Source organism: Sphingomonas sp. NIBR02145 (genome assembly GCF_027359115.1).
GTDB lineage: Bacteria > Pseudomonadota > Alphaproteobacteria > Sphingomonadales > Sphingomonadaceae > Sphingomonas > Sphingomonas kyeonggiensis_A.
The window spans coordinates 1450001-1472362 of sequence record NZ_CP114791.1; the positions used below are offsets into that span (position 1 = coordinate 1450001).

Sequence of the window (22362 nt, forward strand, 5' to 3'; positions counted from 1 at the left end):
TTGCTGGTATCGGCAAGGGCGTAACACCCGGCGTCGCGGGACGGTCCTTATACGTCGGTAGGTATGGCCGCCACGGGACAGCCCCGCGGCGGCCAGATAGCCAGGATCAGAAGCTGAACCCGGCCGAGAACTTGAACGTCCGCGGCGGATTGCCGCCGACGCTGAAGCCGCTCAGGTCGCCGAACCGGCCATTGTCGACCGGGTTGCCGGCTGCATTGACTACGCCGACCACCTTGTTGTCGCGGTTGAACAGCGGCGCCGGATTGGTGTCGGTGAAGTTGCTGTTATAGGTGGTGTAGTTGTTCTCGTTGAGCACGTTGAGCACATCGACGCGCAGCCGGACCCGCGAATTGCCGAGGAAGCCGAGCTTGATGTACTTGGTCGCCGCCAGATCGACCTGGCGCAGCGCCCACAGGTCGCCGAGGATGAAGGGCTGCTTGTTGTTGCCCTCGATCACCGCGATGTGGCGGATGCCGGCGGTGTCGTTGTAGAAGCCCTTCACGAACGGCGCCGAGGACAGGGTCACCTTGCCCGAGAAGGTGAAGCCCAGCGGCGCATCGACACTGCCGGCCGCGACGAAGCGGTGCCGCGGCACGCCGGCCGAGGCGAGCACCGGATAGTCCTTGATCGACGGGTAATCGAGCGAGAAGGTCTCGCCGAACTGCCGGTTCTCCACCGCATCCGTATAGGTATAGGTGGCGTTGAGGCTCCAGGGCGAGCTGGCCGAATAGCTCTTGGTCAGCTTCACATAGACCGAGTCCGCCTTGGTCTCGAGCCCGTTGTCGCCCAGGATGATCGAGCCGCGGCCCGGAGGGGCGTTGCCGAAGGGCGAGCTCTGGTTGCCGGTGGGCGCGAAGAAGGTGCCGTCCGGACGGCGGTTGCCGAGCAGCCAGACGAAGCCGTCATGGCTCTCGACATGGCTGTAGCCCAACTCCGCCTCGAACAGCGGCAGCACGCGGCCGCGCAGGCCGAGGCTGAACTGGTCAGAATAGGGCACCTTCAGGTCGTTCTTGAGGAAGCGCAGCTCCGAGCCGCCCAGCGCGCCGACCGAGCTGACCAGCTGCGCCCTGCCCTGCGCCGTCAGATAATTGGCGTTCCACGCCACGCAGGTCGAGCTCGGCGCGCAATTGTTGCGCGTGTCGCCCGGCACCAGGAAGTTGAAGGTACGGGTGGAATAGGAGCCGACCTGGGTTTCCTGCTGGACGAAGTCGAACTGGTTGCGGTCGTAGGAACGGCCGAACCCGCCGAACAGCGTGTAGCGCTTCTCGGCATCGAAATTGTAGCTGAAGCCGATGCGCGGCTGCCAGGCGCCCTTGAAGGTCTTCCGGTTCTTCCCGTTCGAGATGTAGTCGGCGATCTTGTAGTCGGCGTTGTTCAGGTTCGGATAGTTGGTCGGCGAAACCGCTGCCAGCGACGAGGCCGAGGTGACGAAGTTCACATAGGCCGGGGTGCGGTCGTAATCCCAGCGCAGGCCGAGGTTGAGCGTCAGCCGCGAGGTGACTTCCCAATCGTCCTGGATATAGGCGCCGAACTGGAAATTGTCCGACTTCACCGTCGGATCGCCGCCCAGCCCCGAGTCATAGCCGAACTGCACCCGGTACGGGGTCGCGTCGTTCCAGGTCGCGCCATTATACTGGGTGTTGTAGAAATAGACCGGGTTGTAGTTGTTAAGCTGCAGCGACTTGAGGCTCACCCACTTGGCCTTCACGCCCGCCTTGAAGGTGTGGCCCGAGATGCCGGTGAAGGTGAAGTCGTTCTGCGCGCCCCAGCCCTTCTGGCCCTTGTCCTGGTAGTTCGCGCCGCCGCCGGTGCGGAAGATCTGGGCGTTGTTCGCGTCCTGGAAGACGAAGGAATTCTCGAACACGCGCGGCGTCGGCGCCCATTGCGCATATTCATAGGTCAGCTTGAGGTCGTTGACCCAGTTGCTGCCGGTATGCTCCCAGCGCGCCAGGCCGCGATACTCGTTGACCACCGTGTCGATCGAGTTGCTGCGCAGGTTCGAGCCGCTGTTGATGCCCTCGCCGGTTTCCTTGCGGACCTTGAGCGACAGCTCGAACAGGTCGGCGGTCGACGGCACCAGGTCGATCTTGCCGAAATACAGGTCTTCGTTGAACGTCCGGTTGGTCGAGCCGAACTGGCTCTGGAACGCCGCCGGAATATTGGCGGTGTTGTTCGCGCTGCCCGGGAAGATGTCGACCGGGACCTGCTGGCGCTTGCCTTCGTAGGTCACGAAGAAGTGCATCAGGTCCTTGATGATCGGGCCGCCGAGCGCGCCGCCGAACTGGAAGTCGCGGGTGCGGGCCTTGCCGGTAGGGCTCCGCTCCTCGGTCGGGGTCTTCGCGCGCAGCGACTGGTCGGTATAATCGACGAACGCCTCGCCGTGGAACTCGTTGGTACCCGACTTGGTGACCGCGGTGATCGCCACCGAGCTGACCTGGTCGAACTCCGCCTTGTAGTTGGAGCTGATTACCCGGTACTCGCCCACCGCGAGCTGCGGGAAGGGATTGCCTTGGCTGGAATCTTGGCCGGTCACGCCGTTCTTGAGGACATAGTCCTTCTGGCCGACGCCATCGATGAAGATGTTGACCGTGCGGCTGTCCTGCGCGCCGCCCTGCAGACGCGACGCGCCATTGGCGCCGGTGACGAACTGCACGCCCGGCGCGAGATCGGCAAAGGCCAGGAAGTTGCGGTTGTTCTGCGGCAGCTGCTCGATCAGGCGCGTCGAGATGTTCACGCCGACTTCGCCGCCCTCCATCGAGCGCATCTTGCTGCCGGTGACGACGATCGCGCCGCTGGCACCGGCATCCTCGCCCGCGAAGTTGAAGTCGAGCTGCGCGTTCTGCGCCACGGAGAGCCGGAACTCATCGGTGTTGCGCGTGCCGGAACCGGTTACAATTTCGAGCCGATAAAGCCCGGGACGCAGCGAAGCGAACACGTACCCGCCGTCGGGACGGACCTCCGAAGTGCGGCGATAGCCGGTGTTCACTTCCACCGCGACGATCTGCGTGGCGGTGGTGCCGGCCGGCATCGTCACCGTTCCGCGCAGCGACGCATCGGATTCCTGTGCATGCGCGGGCGCTACCGCGACGGCGGTCAGCGACACGCCAAGCATCAATGCTGCTGCGACTTCCATCACGCGGCTGCGGCGCACGCGCGCGCGTTCATTCACCCTGTCGGACATGAATTTCCTCCCCTTTGTCCGATCGGCCCGCTTCTGCAGCCTCGCCGGAAATCCCGCATTTTGCGTAGATTTCGACGAGTCGTCGGGACCGATCGCCTTTGCGGTAGCACGTGTAACCGGTTCCAGGTAGCAAAATGTTGCTGGATGATTGCCCCTTCCCGTCCCCGGCGTGTCGCCGAACCGGGCGGACATTGTGCTGCCGGGCAGACAAAAAAGGGGGCCAGCCAAGGGGGTTGGCTGGCCCCGTTCCTGGGGTGGAGGGATGGCTGGACTTGGAGGCGTTAGAAGGCCAGCCGGGCACCCAGGACAAACTGGCGCCCGCTGTGCGTGAGCACGTTCAGGCGGTTGCTCACGTCCACGAACTGGTCGTTCAGCGCATCGGTGAGGTTGATCCCCTCGAGGCTGAGCTTGAAGTTCTCGGTGACGTTGTACGAGATCTGCGCGTCGATGTTCGTGGTCGAGTTGGTGCCGTTGTACGAGTTACCTTCGGTGCCCGGCACGGCGGTCAGATACTTGGAGCGATAGGCGACCGAGCCGCGGATCGCGAACTTCTTGGTCTCGTAATAGAGCGTGCCGTTTGCGGCGTGCTTGGACAGGCCGAGCAGCGGCGCCTTCACCGTGGTCGCGCCATTGGCCGAGGTCAGATACTCGATGTCCGAGCTGACATAGGTGTAGTTGGCCAGCACGCCGAAGTTGCTCAGGAAGCCCGGCAGGAAGCTGAAGGGTTGCTGCACGTTCACTTCGAAGCCGCGCAGCAAGCCGCCCTTCGAATTGACCGGCTGGCTGACGATGAACGCGTCGGTCGGGCTTGCGGTGGTGCCGTTGAGCAGCGAGTTGGGCAGGCCCAGGCTGCTATAGGGCACGGTGGTGCTCAGCGTCTGGACGAAGGTGCCGATGTCCTTCTGGAAGGCAGAGACCGCGTAGATCGCGCCGCGCGTCGGGTACCATTCGATCGAGGCGTCGAGATTGGTCGACTTGGTCGGCTTCAGGTCCGGATTGCCCGAGCTGAAGGTGCGGTTGCCGCCCGAGACGTTGAGGTTGCCGCCCGGGGTGAGCGAACCGATGCCGGCGCGGGCGATCGTCTTGGCCGCTGCGAAGCGGACCATCAGATTGTCGGTCACGTCGAAGACGAGGTTGGCCGAGGGCAGCCAGTTCTCATAGCTGCGATCCGCGCTGACCAGGTTGATCGCGGTGCCCTGGCTGGCATAGCCGGTCGAGAACTGGTCGGTCTTCACATAGCGCAGGCCGACATCGCCGCGGACCGGCAGGCCGGCATTGGCGAGGTTGAACTCCGCCATGCCCCAGGCGCCCAGATCCTCCTCGCGCACCGTGACGAACGAGCCGCGCGCCGTCGCGTTCTCGACGCCGCCGGTGGCGTAGGTCGGGTTGCTGTAGGTGTTGAGATAGGCCTGGAACGCTTCGAGGTTCGGCACGACCCACGACGTCGGCGTGCCCGAGGGGATGGTGAGCCCGCGGCCAAAGCCCGAGAACACGTTGGTCAGCGGCGCGAGCTGGGCCGCGGTGAGCGTGGTCACCACCGTCTCGCCCGACAGGCGGCGCTGCTCGGTCGAGCTGTATTCGAACCGGCGCCAGTCCACGCCCGCCTTGAGCTTGAGCTCGGGCGAGGTCGTCCATTCCAGGAAGCCCTTGGCGTTGGTGAAGCTGTTGTCGACGGTCTGCGGCCGGATGCGCACTTCCGACGTGCCGTTGGTGAAGGCGAAGTTCGCGACGTTGGCGATGTCCACGCCCGGGCGGATCGTCGGGAAGCGCGTCGAGAAGTCGTAGAAGAAGCCGTTGGTGTTGGCCGCGTCGATCGTCACCGTGGTCTGGATCGGGTTGCGGAACTGCGAGCTCGAATAGCCGACGATCGCGCCGAACTTCAGCGACTCCCCGATCTTCTGATCGAGCGTGCCAGTGAGCTGGTAGAAATCGGTGGTGAGCTTGTCGTAGCGGGCCTGGCTGCGCAGATCGACGTTATCGAACGTGCCGCTGATGATGTTGTTGTTCGCATCGACGGTGCCCGAACGGATGATCGTCTGCGGCTTGCCGGTGCCCGAGCGGCTGAAGCTGATCGCCTGGAACTGCGATTCCTGGCGGGTGCCGTCGAGCCGCGAATAGAGGCCGTCGATCGAGATCAGCGTCTTCTCGGTCGGTCGGAACTGCACGCCGAGCGCGGCGCCCAGGCGCTTCTGGTCGATCGCATAGCTCACCAGGCCCGGGATACGCGGGTGATAGAGCGCGGTGGCCGGATTGGTGTCGTTGATCTGGGCGATGGTCTTGCCGGCGATCGTCGAGGTCGGCGCGAAACCGCCGTTGAAGCCGCCATAGGTCCAGCGCGTGATATTGGCGCCTTCCTCGACCAGCGCACGCTCTTCATAGGCGACCGAGAGCAGCACGCCGAAGCGGCCATCGGCGGTGCTGGTGGTGAGCAGCGTCGAGACGCGCGGCTTGGCCTTGCGGGCAAGGTCATTGTAGCTCGCCGCCGCCTGCACCACCGCGGTGGGCTTGCGATAGTCGAACGGGCGCGCGGTCTGCAGGTCGACGGTGCCGCCGAGCGAACCTTCCTCGACATCGGCAGTGGCGGTCTTGCGCACCGCCAGGCTGTTGAACAGGTCCGACGAGAAGATGTTGAAGTCGAAGCCGCGGCCGCGGTTCACGCCACCCGAATTGTCGGTGCCGCCGGTGGTGCCGATCGCTTCCATGCCGTTGATGCGGACGCGGCTATATTCCGGGCCGAGGCCGCGGATCGAGATGTTGCGGCCCTCGCCATTGACGCGGCTGATCGCCACGCCCGGGATGCGCTGTAGCGATTCCGCCAGGTTGAGGTCGGGGAATTCGGCGACGTCCTCGGCCTTGATCGCGTCGATCGTCGCGGTCTCGTTGCGCTTCATGTTGAGCGCGTTGTTGAGGCTGGCGCGGAAGCCCTTGACGACGATCTCGTTGGAAGGACCATCGTCCTGCTCGGGCGCGGCGGTCTGCGGCGCCGGATCGGCGGCAGCGGCTGCATCCTGTGCATGGGCGCTCGCCGCGGCGAGCACCGCTGCCGCGCTGGACAGGGCAAGGACGGATTTCAGGATTCGAGTGCGGGACATGCCTTCTGTCTCTCCCATAATGTGTCCGCTTCTTTGCCGAGCGGATTTGATTGCAGGCTGGTTAGCGAAGAACCGCCGCGACAAGCCAACCTCAATCGAACATGGATCGATGCGCTTCTTGCACTGATCGGCAATGATCCAGCCATGAACCCCAGCGATCCAGCCAAGGCGGGACTGGATCATTCCCCATTTTGGCTTGGACCGCGCCCCCTTCCCCCGGTACGCCTCAAGGATCGCGAAGCGTCGGCAACAGGCGCGCTACCCATGGAGAGAGATTTGTCCGAGCAGGCCGTCCGGCCCACGCGAGTGCGCTATGCAATCATTGCGCTGATCTTCGTGATCACCAGCGTCAACTATGCCGATCGCGCAACCTTCTCGATCGCGGGCAATGCCGCCGCCGGCGAGCTGGGCCTCACGCCGGTGCAGACCGGCTATATCCTCTCCGCCTTCGCATGGGCCTATGCGCTGTCGCAGATCCCGGGCGGGCTGCTGCTCGACAAGTTCGGCACCAAGCGCGTCTATGCCGGCGCGATCGCGCTCTGGTCGCTCTTCACCTTCAGCCAGGGCTTTGCCGGGCTGATCCCGATCCTCTCGGCCACGGTGATGCTGTTCGCGCTGCGCTTCCTGGTCGGTCTGGCCGAGGCGCCGTCCTTCCCGGGCAATGCCCGGCTGGTCGCCGCCTGGTTTCCCGCCGCCGAGCGCGGCACCGCCTCCGCGATCTTCAATTCGGCGCAATATTTCTCGATCGTCGCCTTCGTGCCGCTGATGGGCTGGCTGGCGCACAGCTTCGGCTGGCGTTCGGTATTCTGGACGATGGGCGGGCTCGGCCTGCTCGCCACCCTTGCCTTCCTCCGCTTCATCCACAGCCCGGCGAAGCACCCCTCGATCAACCGCGCCGAGCTCGACGAGATCGAGGCCGGTGGCGGGCTGATCCATATGGAGGACCAGGCAGGATCCTCGGCGGCGTTCGAATGGGCCAATGTCCGCAAGCTGATCGCCAACCGGATGATGCTGGGCATCTATCTGGGGCAGTATTGCATCAACGTGCTGACCTATTTCTTCGTCACCTGGTTCCCGATCTACCTGGTCAAGGAGCGCGGGCTGAACATCATGGAGGCGGGCTTCGCCGCCGCCGCGCCCGCCCTGTTCGGCTTTGTCGGCGGGCTCGCCGGCGGCTTCATCTCCGATCGCATTCTCAAGCGCACCGGCTCGCTCGACTGGGCGCGCAAGGCGCCGCTGACCATCGGCATGCTGCTCGCCACCGCGATCATCGCCTGTGTCTGGGTGCAGCAGGAATGGCTGGTCGTCACACTGATGTCGGTCGCCTTCTTCGGCAAAGGCGTCGCCTCGCTCGGCTGGGCGGTGATGGCCGATGTCGCGCCCAAGAAGCTCGCCGGGCTCTCGGGCGGCGTGTTCAACATGTTCGGCAACATCGCCGGGATCGTGACCCCGATCGTGGTCGGCTATATCGTCGCGGGCACCGGATCGTTCGACCTCGCGCTGGTCTTCGTCGGCGCGCACTGCCTGCTGACGATCTTCGCCTTCCTCGTCATCGCCGGCCCGATCCGCCGCGTGGAGATCGCCGCATGACCGTCGATCGCCGCCAGTTCCTGCTTCAGGGCGCCGCCGGCGCGGTCGCCCTGCCCGCCACCGCCCATGCCGCGCCTGCCCGGCTGGTCGCCAGAACGGAGATGCCCGCACCCGACTGGGCGGTGCTGCAGCGCAGGCTGCTAGCCCGCAACGCCGCCGCCTGCGAGGCTTTCTACACCAAATATGTCGACGCGCGCGGCTGGCTGAAGGTGTTCGAGCGCTGGGGCGCCAATGACGGCCCCGACGACGCGGCCGAGGCGACCAATGACTGGCTGGTGCTTCACGCGCTCGGCGGTTCGGACCGCATCCTCACCCTCGCCCAGCGCTTCTGGGAGGGGCACCTCAAGCAGTACACCGCCGCCCGCACCCTGGAGGTGCCAATCGCGCGGCAGGGCATGTATCACCGCGAGTTCCCGGTCCAGATGGACTGGCAGCACAACAGCGAGGGCCTCACCAGCTTCAACGTGATGGGCCTGTCGATCCCGCGCGACCGCAAGCTGCTGGCGCGGACGATGCGCTACGCCGATTTCTACACCGGCCGCGACCCGACGGTGCGGAACTACGATCCCGAGCGCCGGATCATACGCAGCATGATGAACGGCAGCCGCGGCCCGATGCTGCGCGAGGCGACCCCGCTCGACTGGGCCGGCGACCCGTTCGAGGCAGGCGAGCGCTTCCACATGGAGCATGGCGAGACGACGTACCAGCAGACGCTCGACCATTATGCCGAATATGGCGACGTGGTCGGCGACAACCCGCTCAACCTCCAGGCGACCACGCTAGGGCTCAACGCCTATGCGCTGGGCGGGGGCGAACGCTATCGGCGCTGGGCGCTCGACTATCTCGACGCCTGGGTCGACCGCGCCAAGGCCAACAACGACATCCTGCCCAGCCATGTCGGGCTCGACGGCAAGGTCGGCGCGAACTGGTGGCGCGGCACCTATGGCTGGGGCTTCTCGCCGGTCGTCCCGCAAACCGGCAAGCGCGAGGACCGCAACCGCGTGCCCCGCTCGATCACCGCCTTCTTCAACGGCACGGTGCTGACCGGCGACCTCTCCTATGTCGAGCTGTGGCGCCGCCAGAACGCGCGGATCAACGAGGCCGGGCGGCAACGCGACGGGAAGTTCGAGGCGCCGACCATGTACGGCGCGCAGGGCTGGTATGGCTGGAAGCCCGGCCCCTATCGCAGCAACGGCTTCGAGATCTGGTATTTCACCCAGGATCCGAAGGACCGCGCGGCGGCGGGCGAGCACCCCTGGGTCTCGTTCCTCGAGGGCGCCAATCCCGGCTATCCGTTGAAGGCGATGCAGGCGGATCTCGACCGGATCGCCGCGCGGGAGAAGGCGCAGGCCGAGGACCCGACCACACCCGAAACGCGGCTGGCCGACTGGCCGCTCGACATCACCCCGGCCAGCATCACCAGCCTGATCCAGCTGATGACCGGCGGGCTGCACATCGGCCGCCCGCCCTGGTCGCCGACCTCGCCCAACCAGGGCGGCGTGCCGCTCCATTGCCGGCTGCGCTATTTCGACGCGGACAAGCGCCGCGCCGGCGTGCCCGAGGAGGTCGCGGCCTTGGTCCATGCGCTGGGCGAAAGCTCGGCGGAGGTGACCCTGGTCAATCTCGGCGAGGCGCCGCGCAATGTGATCGTGCAGGGCGGCGCCTGGGCCGAGCATCGGATCGAGAGCGTCGTGATCGACGGCATCGAGACGCGGATCGGCCGCCCGGACTTCACCCTGCGGCTGGAGCCGGGCTGCGGCACGCGGCTGCGCCTGGCGATGCGGCGGTTCGCGAACCGGCCGACCCTGGCGTTTCCGTGGGGACGGTAGGTTTCACAAGCTGGATGCTCCCCGGCGGAAGCCGGGGCCCAGGGTCACGAGCGAGACAGCAGAGAAACCCTGGGCCCCGGCTTCCGCCGGGGAACCGAAAGTGGAATGACGGCCCCAGCTACGCCGGCACGTAGGTCAGCCGGATCACATCCGGACCGATCCGCTCGTCCGCCACCAGCCGCAGCCTGGGCCGTGGCCCCGCGAAATAGGGCTTGCCGCCGCCCAGCACGACCGGGTGCAGATAGATACGATACTCGTCGATCAGCCCCAGCTCGGTCAGGCTCTGCGCCAGGATCGTGCCCGAGACTTCGATCACCCCGTCCCGCCCCGCCTTCAATTCCCGCACCGCCGCCGCAAGGTCATCTCCAAGCAGCATGGCATTGGGCCCGACCGATTCCAGCGAGCGCGACGCCACCCATTTCGGCATCGCCCGCCACGCCTCGGCATAGTCGCGCCGGGCCGCGTCCCATTCGGGATGCTCGTCGTCCCAGTAGCGCATGATTTCATACATGCGGCGGCCATAGATGCTGCCGGTCAGGCTCCGCACATCCTCGATGAAGTGCCGGAAGACGATCTCGTCGGGCGCGAACGCCATGTGATCGACATAGCCGTCGAGCGACTGGTTCAGGGCGTAGACGAGCCTGGCCATGGCGATCTCCTTCGGAAGGGTATCCATACACACTTCCGGTTCCCCGGCGGAAGCCGGGGCCCAGGGCCACAAGCGAGACGATGGAGAAACCCCGGACCCCGGCTTTCGCCGGGGAACAGCCAGCCTAACCGCCCGGCTTGATATAGGGCGCGACCGACCAGAGCAGCCGCTCCTCGCGACGCGGATCGTCCACCACGCGCGTATCCACATCGAAAACCATCGTCGGTCGCTTTTCCAGCTCGAACCGCGGCCAGGCCGGGATGCCAGCGCAATTCGGATCGCCGGTGCGGGCAAAGGCGATGAAGACGTCCGCCATCCGCCCCGCCAGCCGCCGCGCCTCGGGCCCGTCGCCGGCGCGCGCGCCCCTGGCGCCGGTATTGTCGAACACCAGCGGGATATCGAGCGTATGGAAGGCGCCGAGCACCCCGCCCGCCTCGGGCGACGGGAAGTCGAGCTGGTACATCCAGGTCGGCGCGCCGATCTTCGCGCGCTCCTCGGCCTGGATCAGATGGCCGGGCCAGGAACGCCCCGCCGTGCTTGCCGCCAGCAGGATCTGGCCGGGCGTCTTCTCCGGATAGATCTCGCGGTAACGCTGCACCACCCAATCGGGCGCGACGTCCTTGGTGATCTGCGCCGCGACGCGCTCGGTCAGATTATCCCAGCTGGTATCGCCGCGCTTCAGCACTTCGCCCAGCCAGAAGCCGGTCTCGTCATGCGTGTTACCGACGATCAGCGGAATATGCGCCGCCTCGCGCGGGGCATCAGGCACGAAGGGATGGCGCGGCAGCACGCCGTGATCGAGCGTGGAGGTGAAGCTGATCTCGCCCTTCCCCTCCAGCGGATCGGTCATGCCCATCGCCCCGACCAGCTTTTCGACCGGCAGCGTCGCCAGTGCACCGACATCGGCGGCGCCCGCCTTCGCCATCCAGGCCCTGGCCCGCGCGGTGGCGTGCATCGGCCCCGCGGCGGTGACATGCTGGCCGCTCATCGTCGCGGCGCGGTGGAAGAGCGGGCGCGCCTCGGGCATCGCCATCAGCGTCACCACCTTGGCGCCGCCGCCCGACTGGCCGAAGATCATGACGCGCGAGGGATCGCCGCCGAAGCCCGCGATATTGTCGCGCAGCCATTGCAGCGCGAGCACGATGTCGAGATTGCCGACATTGCCCGATTCCGCCGGTCCGCCGAGCTGCGCGAGATAGGCATAGCCCAATGCCGCCAGCCGGTGGTTGAGCGTGACCACCACCACATCGCCCCGGCGGACGAGATGGCTGCCGTCATAGAGCGGGTCCGATCCCGATCCGTGCGCATGCGCGCCGCCATGGAGGTAGACCATAACCGGGCGCTTCCCGGCATCGAGCGCGGGCGTCCAGATATTGAGGAACAGGCAGTCTTCGCCGGTCGGCTCCTCGGCCCTGGTCTGCGGCGCGGACAAGCCATAGCGCGTGGCGTCGGCCACGCCCTTCCACGCCACCGGCTGCAGCGCGCGCTGGAAGCGGCGGCTGCTGGTATCGGCACCGTAGCGCACGCCCTTGAACACCAGCACGCCCTGTTCGTTCGTCCCGCGCACCCGGCCATGGCGGGTGCTGGCGACCGGATCGCCCTTCGCCCTGCCCAATGCCGCGCCGGCGGGCAGCAGCAACGCCCCGCCCAGCACCACGCCGCGCCGGTCTATCACGCGCCCGCCGTCTGGGCGCAGAGCCGGCGCATCGGCTCGAGCGCCGGATTGGCGTTGTCGCGGCGCCAGGCCATGTGGAGCTCGACCGGGTTCTCCGGATCGGTGCGCAGCGCGCGGAACTGGACGTCCATCAGGTGCAGCCCCGATGCCGATTGCGGCACCAAGGCCGCCGCCAGCCCGGCATGGACCAGCCCGAGCATCGAATGGATCTGGGTGACGTGCTGCACATAAAGCGGCGAGACGCCGGCATCGTCGAACAGCCGCACCAGCATGTTGTGGAAATAGCCCGCGCCCTGCCGCGCATACATGATCAGCGGCTCGTCATCGAAGTCGGCCAGCTCGAAGCTCGGCCGCGACTGGCGCGGATCGCCCGGCGGCAGCGCCACCACCAGCGGCTCGTGCAGCACGCACAGCGTCTCGAACTCGTGCCGGTCGATCGGCGGGCGGACAAAGCCGATGTCGATCAGCCCGGTGAGCAGCGCATCGACCTGGTCGCCGCTGACCATCTCGTGCAGGTCGAGATCGATATTGGGCAGGCTCGCCCGGGCATTGGCGACGATGTGCGGCACAAGGCCATAGCCCGAGACGGCGGTGAAGCCGATCGCGACCTTGCCGGCATCGCCCTGCGCCACCCGACGGGCGGAGAGCGAAGCGCTTTCGGCAAGCCGCACGATGCGCCGCGCCTCGATCAGGAACACCTGCCCCGCCGGGGTCAGGCTCACCTGGCGGCTGGTCCGCTCGAGCAGGGTGACGCCGAGGATGCGCTCGAGCAGCTGGATCTGCCGGCTGAGCGGCGACTGGGTCATGTTCAACCGCTGCGCCGCGCGGCCGAAATGGAGTTCCTCGGCCGCGGCGACGAAGCAGCGGAGCTGGCTTAGCTCGAACATGGACCCAGCCTATCGCAGTTGGCTTCTCCCTGTCACGCGGCGTGCGCGACCGACTTGGCGGAGACACCCTCGACCAGCGCGCGCAGCTCGTCATGCTCGGCGGCGGTGAGGTCGGTCAGCGGGGTGCGCACCGGGCCCGCATCGCGCCCGACGACGCGCATGCCCGCCTTGACGATCGACACCGCATAGCCGCGTCCACGGTTACGCAGCGCGATATAGGGCAGCACGAACGCCTTGAGCTGGGCCATTACCTCGGCCTGGTTGCCGGCGCGGACGGCGCGATAGAAGTCGAGCGCCCATTCCGGCATGAAGTTGAAGATCGCCGAGGAATAGGTGGTGACGCCCATGGTGAGGTACGGCGTGGCGAAGGTCTCGGCCGTAGGCAGCCCGCCGATATAGGTGAGCCGGTCGCCCATCCGCGCGAAGATGCGGGTCATCAGCTCGATGTCGCCCACGCCGTCCTTGAAGCCGACCAGGTTGGGATTGCGCTCGCACAGGCGGGCCAGCGTCTCGTCGTTCACCACCGCATTGTCGCGGTTGTAGACGATCACGCCGAGCCCGGTGGAGCGGCACACCTTCTCGATATGCGCGGCCAGGCCTTCCTGGCTCGAGCCGACCAGATAGGGCGGCAGCAGCAACAGGCCGTCGGCGCCGGCCTTTTCCGCGCCCTGCGCGATCTCGGTGGCGATGGCGGTGCCATAGCCGCAGCCCGAGATCACCGGCAGCTTGCCATTGGCCTCGGCCACGGCAGCCGCCACGACGGTGATGACTTCGGCCGGGGTCAGCGAGAAGAACTCGCCGGTACCGCCGGCGGCGAACAGGCCGGTAAGCTCATGCTCGAGCATCCAGGCGCAATGCGCGCGATACGCATCCTCGACGAAGGCGCCGTCGGCATCGAAATGCGTGACCGGAAAGGACAACAGGCCGCCGCCAAGGCTGCGCGCCATTTCAACCGGGCTCCAGGTCGTCACGATCTTCTCCTAATCGCCGCCCGTCGCATCGACGGGGGTCGGGTTCGATCGTTAGCTATTGGGTGATCCCCTTCGCGTCCAAACCAAAGCCGCGATGGATCGATGCAAGACTTGGCTTGATCCACATGCAGATGCGGCGCGCCTGGCTTGGAGGCCAGACGCGCCGCGGGCGGAGCAGTCCTGCTGTCCAGGCGGGCTGCCGCCGCCCGTCAGTCTGCCGACTTCTGCACTTCACCCTTGCCCATGGCCGAGACCAGGGCGTTGCCCGAACCGGTGAAATTGGCGGCGGGCAGCGTGGCGGTCTTGTCCTTCACCTTGACCAGCACCTGCTCGACCTTGCCGCGCCCGGCGGTGCGCACCGACTGGACGGTGCCGATCAGCTTGCCCTTGGCATCGGTGACCGGCATGCCGACCGAGACCGGGAAGGCGCCGTCGCCATTGGCCGCGGCCGAGCCGGCGAGGGCCAGGGTGTTGCCTCCGAACGAAGCCGCACCATTGGCGGCACCCGAAGCGGCTGCCGAGACACCATCCGTGCTGGGCACGGCATTGCGGGCACGCGAGACGGCGTTGCCGGCCGTGTCGCGGGTGCGGCTCACCGCATTGCCCGTGGTATCGCGGACGCGGTCGGTCGTGGTGCCGGCACGGTCACGGACATTGGACACCGTGTCGCGGGTGCGGCCCACGGCATTGCTTGCCGTGCCGCGCACCGCATCGGTACCGACCAGCTGCGCGTCGGCTCGGCCACCGGCATTGCCCGAGGCCGAGCCGCTGCCGCCGATCGTGCGATCGCCGACCCGGGTGCTGTTCGCGACCGTGGAGTCGAGCGAGCTGTCGTTCGAAGCCGTCACGCGGCCCTTGCGGGCGTTGACGTTCTTTTCGGTATGCGACGAGCCGCGCAGGCTGCTGGTGGTGTCGCTGGTGCTGGGCAGGCGACGCGTCGGGGCGTCGATCGTGCTGCCGAGCGTGCCCATGCCCGAGCCGCCGATATTGCCGCTGAGGCCGCCGCCACCCAGGCCGCCGCCAAGACCGCCGCCCAGGCCGCCACCGCCGCCGAGGATCTGCGCCGAAGCCGGAGCCGCCGCGAGTGCGATGGCGAGGAAGGCGCTGGTGCCGAGAAGCTTGATCATGTCCGTTCTCCCAAAAATTCACTGACATCGGGAGAACGGTGGCCGGTTCGGGTTTAATCCCGAGAGCGTGAACATTTTTCGGAATTTCTGCTTTTCGGCGCGAAATCAATTCATTGTGCGGGCGTTCGGCACGCCTCGCACAGCACACCGCGGCCATAAAGCTTGTCCGGCCCCCGCGATCCGGCGTCGCGTGCCTGTGCGTCCACCTTGCCGATCGCGGCGCGCAGTCCGCCCGGGTCCGGCGTTGCGTAGACGCGCGCGATCGTCGCGGCGACGAAGGGCGCGGCGAACGACGTGCCGCGCACCCGCATGGTGCGGCCGTTTGCCCCGATCGCCAGCATGTCGGCGCCGGGGGCGGCATAGTCGAGATGGCTCGCCCGCCCCGCCTCGATCAGCGCGCGGCCCTTGCCGTCGATGCCGGTGACCGCGATCACGCCGGGATAGGAGGCGGGATAGGCCGGCGGCGCGGCGGGCCCGTTGTTGCCTACCGCCGCGACGATCACCGTGCCGCGCGCCTGCGCCGCCGCGATCACCTTGCCGAGCAGCGGGTTGGCGGGGCCGACCAGGCTGATCGTCACCACGCTCACCCGGTTCTGCACCATCCAGCCGACCGCCCGGGCGATGGCGGTGGCGTTGCCGCCGGCCGGATCGCTGCCATAGACATCGGCCGAGGCGATCCGCGCGCCCGGCAGTCCGCCGCGCACCGTTCCCGCACCGGCGATCAGCGAGGCTACGGCGGTGCCATGGTCGTTCGCCCGCGGCGCCCCGGTCGCGAAGCCCGAGGACAGCGCCGCTCCCGCCGCGCCGCCGTCGATCACCCCGACCACCGTCCCGCCCCCCGCCGCGACCGGCGCGGCGGGACCCGGCAGCGCCCCGCTCGGCGCATGGAGCTGGTCGGCGCTCACCTCCTTGCCGCCAAGCTTGCGCAGCTCGCGGATCGCCTGGCCCAGCGAACGCCCGCGCGGCACCGACAGCCGGGCATAGCCGACCCCCAGCACATCCTCGCGGGCGATCACCGCATAGCCCTTGGCCACCGCCCTCGCGATCAGCGCGTCATCGGGATCGTCGACCACCACTTCTCCCGCACGCGCAGGGAAACCGTCGGGATCGAGCGCGATGCGATCGGGATTGTCGCGCACCAGCTTCGCCGCCGCCGTCCGCCGGACATCCTCGAGCCGCTGCGCGACCCCGCCGGTCACGCCCTGCACCTCCTGCCCGACCCGGTCGAGCACCTGCCCCGCCGGGAGCGGCAGCGCGGGCAGCCCCGGCGCCAGCTGGGCATGCGCCGGCACCGCCAGCGCCATCCACCCGATCCAGAGCCATCTGCCGCGCATCGCGCCCTTCTTGCACAAAATGAAGATCATGTGGATTAAACGCGGCACCCCGTCCGTTTCATCCACGGACAAGAGGAACCGGGATTGGCGGCTTTCGAGGACGACCTGCTGGCATTGCTGCCGCGTCTGCGGCGGTTCGCCCGCGCGCTCGCCCGCGACGCCGCCGATGCCGACGATCTGTGCCAGGTCGCGCTCGAAAAGGCGCTGGTCGGGCGCGCATCGTGGCAGCCCGGCACACGGATGGACAGTTGGATGTACCGGATCATGCGCAACAGCTGGATCGACACCACGCGCAGCCGCGCCCGCGCCGCGCAGACCTTTGTCGACCCCGATGCCGGGCTCGGTATCGGCGCGGACGGCGGCGCCGAGGCGCGCGTCGCGTTAAGCGAGATCGACGCCGCGCTCCACACCCTGCCCGACGAGCAGCGCGAGGCCGTCGCGCTCGTGCTGATCGAGGGGCTGGCCTATAAGGAGGCCGCCGAAGTGCTCGACATCCCGATGGGCACGCTCACCTCGCGGCTGGTCCGCGGGCGACAGGCATTGATGGCGCAGCTGGGAGAAGCGGCATGAGCATCGATCCCGAAATGCTGATGGCCTATGCCGATGGCGAGCTGAGCCCGCTCGAGGCCAGGCGCGTCGAGCGCGCCATCGCCGCCGACCCGGCGCTGGGCGAGGAAGTCGCCCGCCACCGGGCCCTGCGCGCCCGGCTCAGCGGCCATTTCGCCCCGGTGGCGGAGGAGCCCGTGCCCGACCGGCTCGCTGCGCTATTGCGCAGCAATAGCAATGTCGTCGCGCTGCCGATCCGCAAGCCCGCCCGCCGCATCCCCGGCTGGACGCGCTGGGGCGGCGCGATCGCGGCATCGCTGGTGCTCGGCCTCTTCATCGGCCACGGTCTGCAGGACCCGGGCGTGGTGCAGACGCACGGCGACCAGCTCTACGCCGCCGGTACGCTTGCCGGTGCGCTCGACCAGCAGCTCGCCTCCAATACCGGCGCGGTCCAGGTCCCTGTAAGCTTCCGCGACGCCAAGGGCAGCTATTGCCGCGTCTTCACCTCGGCCACCGCCGACGGCATCGCCTGCCGCGATACCCGGGGCTGGGCGCTGCGCCAGACCAGGGCGGGGGCGAGCGCCGCGAAGACCGACTATGCCCAGGCCGGCAGCACCGATCCCGCACTGATGGCGGCCGCGCAGGAGATGATGGCGGGCGACCCGCTCGACGCCGGCGCCGAGGCGAAGGCGAAGGCAAGCGGCTGGCGGTAGGAGGCGACAAAATTCCCCTCCCTGCAAGGGAGGGGCTAGGGGTGGGTTAGAAAAGGTCGGGCTCGATGCCCGGCCTTTTCTTTGTCTCCGCCGGCTGGCTGAGCTCCCCCGGCCTTCGCCGGGGTCGCAACCCACCCCCGACCCCTCCCTTACAGGGAGGGGAGTAAAGCGGAATCCAGCTGCCTATTCCCCCCGCAGCAAAATCCGCCCGAACCGCGCCGCCACCGGCTTGCCATTCACCAGCGCCGCCCGGCCGTTGACGAAGACATAGTCCATGCCCTGGGCATAGGCGTGCGGCTTCTCATAGGTGGCGGTGTCGCGCACCGTCTTCGGATCGAAGACGATCACGTCGGCGAACGCGCCCTTCCGCAGCGCCCCGCGATCGACCACGTCGAACACCTGGGCCGGCAGCCCGGTGGCGGCGTGGATGGCCTGGGCCATCGGGATCACCGGCTTGTCGAGCACATAGTTGCGCAGCTTGCGGGGGAAGGCGCCGTACGCACGCGGATGCTCTGCGGTCTTGCCGAAGGGCGGCAGCCCGCCATCGGTGGAGGTCATCGTCCAGCCTTGCCGCATGAACGCCTCGACATCCTTGTCGCTCATGTTGAACGACACGGTGGGCGCCCCGCCCTTCTTGAGCATCTCGATCGCGGCATCGAGCGGCTCGAGCTTCATGATCGCACCGACTTCGTCGAGCCGCTTGCCGTCGAGCGAGGGATCGGCCTTGTAGGCACGGATCTGGATCGCGTGCGGCCCGGCGCGGCGCTCCAGATTGGGCACCATCTCGGCGCGGATTTTCGCGCGCATCGCCGGATCCTCCAGCCTTTTGGCCAGCGCATCCGCCCCACCCTCCTGCGCCCAGCCGGGGACGAGCGAGGCCATCAGGCTCGAGCCCGAGGCGGTATAGGGATATTGATCGGCCCAGACCTGGACGCCGGCCGCACGCGCCTTGTCGATATGGGCGATCACCTCGGCCGACTTGCCCCAGACCTGGGGGCCGAGCACCTTGATATGGGTGACGACGCCGGGGATCTTCGCCTCGCGCGCAACGGTGATGACTTCCTCGACCGCCGCGACCACGCCGATATCGTAATTGCCCTCGTCGCGGATATGGCTTTCGTAAAAGGCGTGCGGGAAGGCGCTGGCGGCCTTTGCCAGCCCGACGATCTCGGCGGTGTTCGAATATTTGGCCGGGATATAGAAGGGCCCGTCGGACAAGCCGTACGCACCGAGCTTCATCGCGGCGGTGACCAGCCCCTCCATCTTCGCCTGTTCTTCGGGCGTGGCGTGGCGATCGACATTGCCCATCACCGCGGCGCGCACGGCATTGTGCCCGATCATCAGCGCGACATTGACGCCGGGGGTGTTGGCGCGAAGGTCCCTGATCTGCGGCGCCAGGTCGGCCGGGCCGCCGCCGTCCGGATTGGCGAACAAGGTGGTGATGCCCTGGTAGAGCATCGGCAATGCCGGCGCGAGCTCGGGCGTCTGGATATTGGGCGCCGCGTGCGAATGCGGATCGATAAACCCCGGGGCTACGATCTTGCCCCGGGCATCGACGGTGGTCTTCGCGGTCGCCGAAGCGGGGATCGCTCCCACCGCGACGATGCGATCGCCCTGGATCGCGACATCGGCGTTCCGGCCCGGCGCGCCGCTGCCGTCATAGACGGTGCCGCCCCGGATCAGCACGTCATAGTCCTGCGCAAGCGCCGGGGAAGTGCTGGCGAGGAGCGCGAGGGCGGTCAGGCCCCACCGATATCCAGAGTTCCGGTTCCCCGGCGAAGGCCGGGGTCCAGTTTCGGCGAACCCGGCGAGGAGGGGCAAACCTCCCGAACTACGTTGCAACTGGGCCCCGGCCTCCGCCGGGGAACAGCTGGGTGCTCGGCGCGTGCCGAATGTCATGCTGCGCCTCCCTCTCACATCTTGAACCGGGCGCCGATGCGGAAGGTCCGCCCGAGCAGGTCGTAGATCGACTGGTTGGTCGCCGGCGTCGCATAGGCGCTGCCGGCCGGTCCCGGCGCCACCACCGGCGGATCCTTGTCGAGCAGGTTGGAGACGTTGAAGAACAGCTGCACTTCCTTGCCGCCCATCTTGAAGCCCTGGGTCAGCGAGGCATCGATGTAGAAGGCGCCCTTGATCCGGTTGTCGTTGATCGTGCGGTTGGTCACCGTCGAGGCCGGACAGCCGCTGGTGCATTCGACGAAGCTGTTGTCGTACACGCCGTCGCTCACCCCGCGCCCGATCAGCGTGAGGTTGAAATCATCGACGTCATAGCTGGCCTGTGCGCGGTAGAGCCATTTCGGGGTGCCGCCCGGGGCGTTCTGGCCCACCGTGTCGGTCGGCGCATCGATGCCGTTGTCGAAATAGTTCTTGATGTAGCGCGTCGCCATGCCGCGCAGCGTGAAGTTGCCGGCGCCGATCCGGGTGCGGTACGAAGCTTCGAAGTCGATGCCCTGCGCCTTCTGCACCGCGAAGTTGAACGGGCTCTCATACACCTGCAGGCTGTTGCCGAACGAGTTCGGCCCGCGCACCACGGCGGTGCAGAAGGCCTGGATGCCTTCGTTGCAGCGATCGACGATCGTCTGGGCGGCAACCGATCCGATCGCGCCGTTGATCTTGATGTTGTAGTAATCGACCGACATCGCGAAGCCGGGCACGAAGGTCGGCTGCAGCACCACGCCGACACCCCACTGGTCGGCCTTTTCCGGCTGGAGCAGCGGGTTGCCGCGGGTGGTGCCCGCGAAGGTGACCGATGCATTGTTCTGCGAGGAATCGATCAGCACGTTGATGCGGGTCGATCCGGCGGTGAACAGCTCGCCCAGATTAGGCGCGCGGATGTCGCGCGATCGGCTGGCGCGGAAGCGGATGTCGGGGATCGGCTCGAAGGTGACGCCCGCCTTCCAGGTGGTGACATAGCCCGAGGTCGAATAGTCGGTGCCGCGCACCGCGCCGTTCAGGTCGAGCCCCTTGATCACCGGCACCACCAGCTCGACATAGCCTTCGGTCACGCTGTAGCTGCCGAAGCTGGGCAGGAAGTTGCCGACGAACCAGCCGGTCTGGAATTCGGTGGGCACCGAACCGCTGACCTTCTCGCGGCGATGCTCGCCGCCGATCGAGACCGAGACCGCGCCGGCCGGCAGGTTGAACGCATCGAACGCCAGGTTGGCGGCGACCACGTCCTGCTCGAACTTCTGCTTGCGATAGGGATTGCCCAGCACATAGGCGAGCGCCTCGGGGCTGGCGACGCCGATGCCCAGGCGGTTGAGCGGCACGCAGCCATTGGTCGGCGCGGTCAGCGTCGAGCGGCAGACGATCGTGCCGGCGGGCACGCCGATCGCGTTGCCGGCGGGCGCGAACACCGCATCCTGCGCCAGCGCGAGCCGGGCATTGTTGGTAATGTCGCGCGCCATCTCGCGCGTGCGGCTGATGCCCTTCTGGTAATAGACGTCCCAGCGCGCGGTGCCGGCGAACAGCGGGAAGCTGCCGTTCGCGCCGATCACATAGCGCTGCAGCTCGCGCTCGGTGTCGTTCTTGCGGATCGGCAGGTCGGCGTTGCTGGTGCCCAGCGTGAAGCTGGTGATCGCGCCGAGCTGGCTGCGGACCGAAGCCGGGATATAGGCATTGTCCGATCGGATCGTCACGTTGTTCTGGTTGAGCTGCACGCCCAGCCAGCCGAGATTCTCCGACTTGGCATAGGATGCCTGGCCGAAAACGTTGAGCCAGTCGGCGACCTCGAAGCTGACGCGGCCGAACAGGCTCTTGCGGTTCTCCTCCGGATCGAGCGACTGGAAGCCGTTGACCTGGGTCGCCTGCCAGTCGCCGCCGATCTGCCAGGGATCGCGGTTGGTGCCGAAATTATACTGGCTGACCGCGCCGCCCAGCCCGAACTGGGTGCCGCGCAGCGCGGTGTTCAGGATGACGCCGCCGCGCGTCGCCTGGCTCAGGCCGGCGCCCGACACGACCAGGCGCTCGGGCTGGCCGTTCCCCGCCACATAGGCGGGGTTGTTGATCATGTACCAGCCCTTGTTGTTCCAGTCGCGCGGGACGCCGTGCAGGCCTTCCTTCACCGCGATCTCGCCATTGAGCAGGATATGGCCGCGCCCGCCGGCGAAGCCGGTGCCGGCGGTCAGCGTCGCGCGATAGTTGGGCGCGTCGCCATAGGTCGAGATGCCGTATTCGACCGAGCCCTTCAGGCCCGAATATTCCTTGTCGAGGATGAAGTTGACCACGCCCGAGACGGCGTCCGAGCCATAGGCGGCGGAGGCGCCGCCGGTGACGATCTCGACGCTCTTGATCAGGCCTTGCGGGAAGGTGTTGACGTCGACCAGCCCGGTGACGGTCGAGCCGACCGAGCGCTGGCCGTCGAGCAGCACCAGCGTGCGGGCGGTGCCGAGCGAGCGCAGGTTGAGCGCGTTGACGCCCGCGGTGCCGGCCGAGATGTTGAGGTTCGAGTTGGCCGGGGTGACGCTGCCGACCAGCGAGGGGATCTCGTTGACGAAATCGGCGACGTTGGCCGGGGCGGTCGCTTCGATGTCGCCCGCATTGATCACGGTGAGCGGCGTCGGGGCCTGGTAGCCGTCGCGCTGGATGCGCGTGCCGGTGACGGTGATCTCCGCCGATTGGGCTTCGGGTTCGGGCGCCGGTGCCGGCGGGGTCTGGGTGTCCTGCGCGAACGCCGCGGCGTTCCACAGCAGCGCGACTGCCAGCGCGGGCAGCGAAGCGGCTCTCAGTGACCTGGTCATGTTTCTTCCCCTTGATCAATATGGTGGAG

Annotated in this window: 14 protein-coding genes; 4 read left to right on the forward strand and 10 right to left on the reverse strand. The window is 67.5% G+C overall.

Translation table 11 applies throughout. From position 1 onward, the window contains the following. Nucleotides 1-106: 106 nt before the first annotated feature. Both O3305_RS06525 and O3305_RS06530 read right to left on the reverse strand, forming a co-directional pair. Entirely contained in the window at nucleotides 107-3181 is a 3075-nt protein-coding gene (locus O3305_RS06525) for a TonB-dependent receptor domain-containing protein (protein WP_269575660.1), read from the reverse strand. A 281-nt stretch (nucleotides 3182-3462) separates the two neighbouring features. Beyond that, on the reverse strand, nucleotides 3463-6273 hold the full coding sequence (locus O3305_RS06530) for a TonB-dependent receptor (protein ID WP_269575661.1): 2811 nt from the start codon (nucleotides 6271-6273) through the stop codon (nucleotides 3463-3465). A 306-nt stretch (nucleotides 6274-6579) separates the two neighbouring features. Here O3305_RS06530 and O3305_RS06535 point away from each other — a divergent pair, with 306 nt between their 5' ends. Continuing rightward, a complete protein-coding gene (locus tag O3305_RS06535) occupies nucleotides 6580-7863 on the forward strand; it encodes an MFS transporter (protein ID WP_269575662.1) in 1284 nt (427 codons plus the stop codon). Then, complete coding sequence (locus O3305_RS06540) at nucleotides 7860-9692, forward strand: DUF8034 domain-containing protein (RefSeq protein WP_269575663.1); 1833 nt, start codon at nucleotides 7860-7862, stop codon at nucleotides 9690-9692. The genes O3305_RS06535 and O3305_RS06540 overlap by 4 nt, the downstream gene beginning before the upstream one ends. Nucleotides 9693-9810: 118 nt before the next feature. On the opposite strand, the gene O3305_RS06545 is transcribed toward O3305_RS06540, so the two are convergent. From O3305_RS06545 to O3305_RS06570, 6 genes are all read right to left on the reverse strand, one after another. Further along, complete coding sequence (locus O3305_RS06545; RefSeq protein WP_269575664.1) at nucleotides 9811-10368, reverse strand: dihydrofolate reductase family protein; 558 nt, start codon at nucleotides 10366-10368, stop codon at nucleotides 9811-9813. Nucleotides 10369-10465: 97 nt separating this feature from the next. Then, a complete protein-coding gene (locus O3305_RS06550; RefSeq protein WP_269575665.1) occupies nucleotides 10466-12016 on the reverse strand; it encodes a carboxylesterase/lipase family protein in 1551 nt (516 codons plus the stop codon). Continuing rightward, complete coding sequence (locus tag O3305_RS06555) at nucleotides 12013-12903, reverse strand: LysR family transcriptional regulator (RefSeq protein ID WP_269575666.1); 891 nt, start codon at nucleotides 12901-12903, stop codon at nucleotides 12013-12015. Before O3305_RS06555 ends, O3305_RS06550 begins: the two co-directional genes overlap by 4 nt. Before the next feature lie 32 nt (nucleotides 12904-12935). Continuing rightward, nucleotides 12936-13874 (reverse strand): 5-dehydro-4-deoxyglucarate dehydratase, encoded by a 939-nt coding sequence (kdgD, locus tag O3305_RS06560; RefSeq protein ID WP_269575667.1) that lies wholly within the window; start codon nucleotides 13872-13874, stop codon nucleotides 12936-12938. 209 nt (nucleotides 13875-14083) lie between these two features. Next, nucleotides 14084-15001, reverse strand: a complete 918-nt coding sequence (locus O3305_RS06565; RefSeq protein ID WP_269575668.1) for a hypothetical protein — start codon at nucleotides 14999-15001, stop codon at nucleotides 14084-14086. A 110-nt stretch (nucleotides 15002-15111) separates the two neighbouring features. Further along, a complete protein-coding gene (locus O3305_RS06570; RefSeq protein WP_269575669.1) occupies nucleotides 15112-16365 on the reverse strand; it encodes a S8 family serine peptidase in 1254 nt (417 codons plus the stop codon). 54 nt (nucleotides 16366-16419) lie between these two features. On the opposite strand from O3305_RS06570, the gene O3305_RS06575 reads away from it, so the two are divergent. Both O3305_RS06575 and O3305_RS06580 read left to right on the forward strand, forming a co-directional pair. Next, nucleotides 16420-16905 (forward strand): RNA polymerase sigma factor, encoded by a 486-nt coding sequence (locus O3305_RS06575; protein WP_269575670.1) that lies wholly within the window; start codon nucleotides 16420-16422, stop codon nucleotides 16903-16905. After that, nucleotides 16902-17594: an anti-sigma factor family protein gene (locus O3305_RS06580; RefSeq protein WP_269575671.1), complete on the forward strand. Its 693-nt coding sequence runs from the start codon at nucleotides 16902-16904 to the stop codon at nucleotides 17592-17594. The genes O3305_RS06575 and O3305_RS06580 overlap by 4 nt, the downstream gene beginning before the upstream one ends. Before the next feature lie 183 nt (nucleotides 17595-17777). Here the strand turns inward: O3305_RS06580 and O3305_RS06585 are convergent, their stop codons facing one another. Further along, entirely contained in the window at nucleotides 17778-19280 is a 1503-nt protein-coding gene (locus O3305_RS06585; RefSeq protein ID WP_269575672.1) for an N-acyl-D-amino-acid deacylase family protein, read from the reverse strand. A gap of 227 nt (nucleotides 19281-19507) precedes the next feature. Beyond that, nucleotides 19508-22333: a TonB-dependent receptor domain-containing protein gene (locus O3305_RS06590; protein ID WP_184171240.1), complete on the reverse strand. Its 2826-nt coding sequence runs from the start codon at nucleotides 22331-22333 to the stop codon at nucleotides 19508-19510. Nucleotides 22334-22362: the final 29 nt, after the last annotated feature.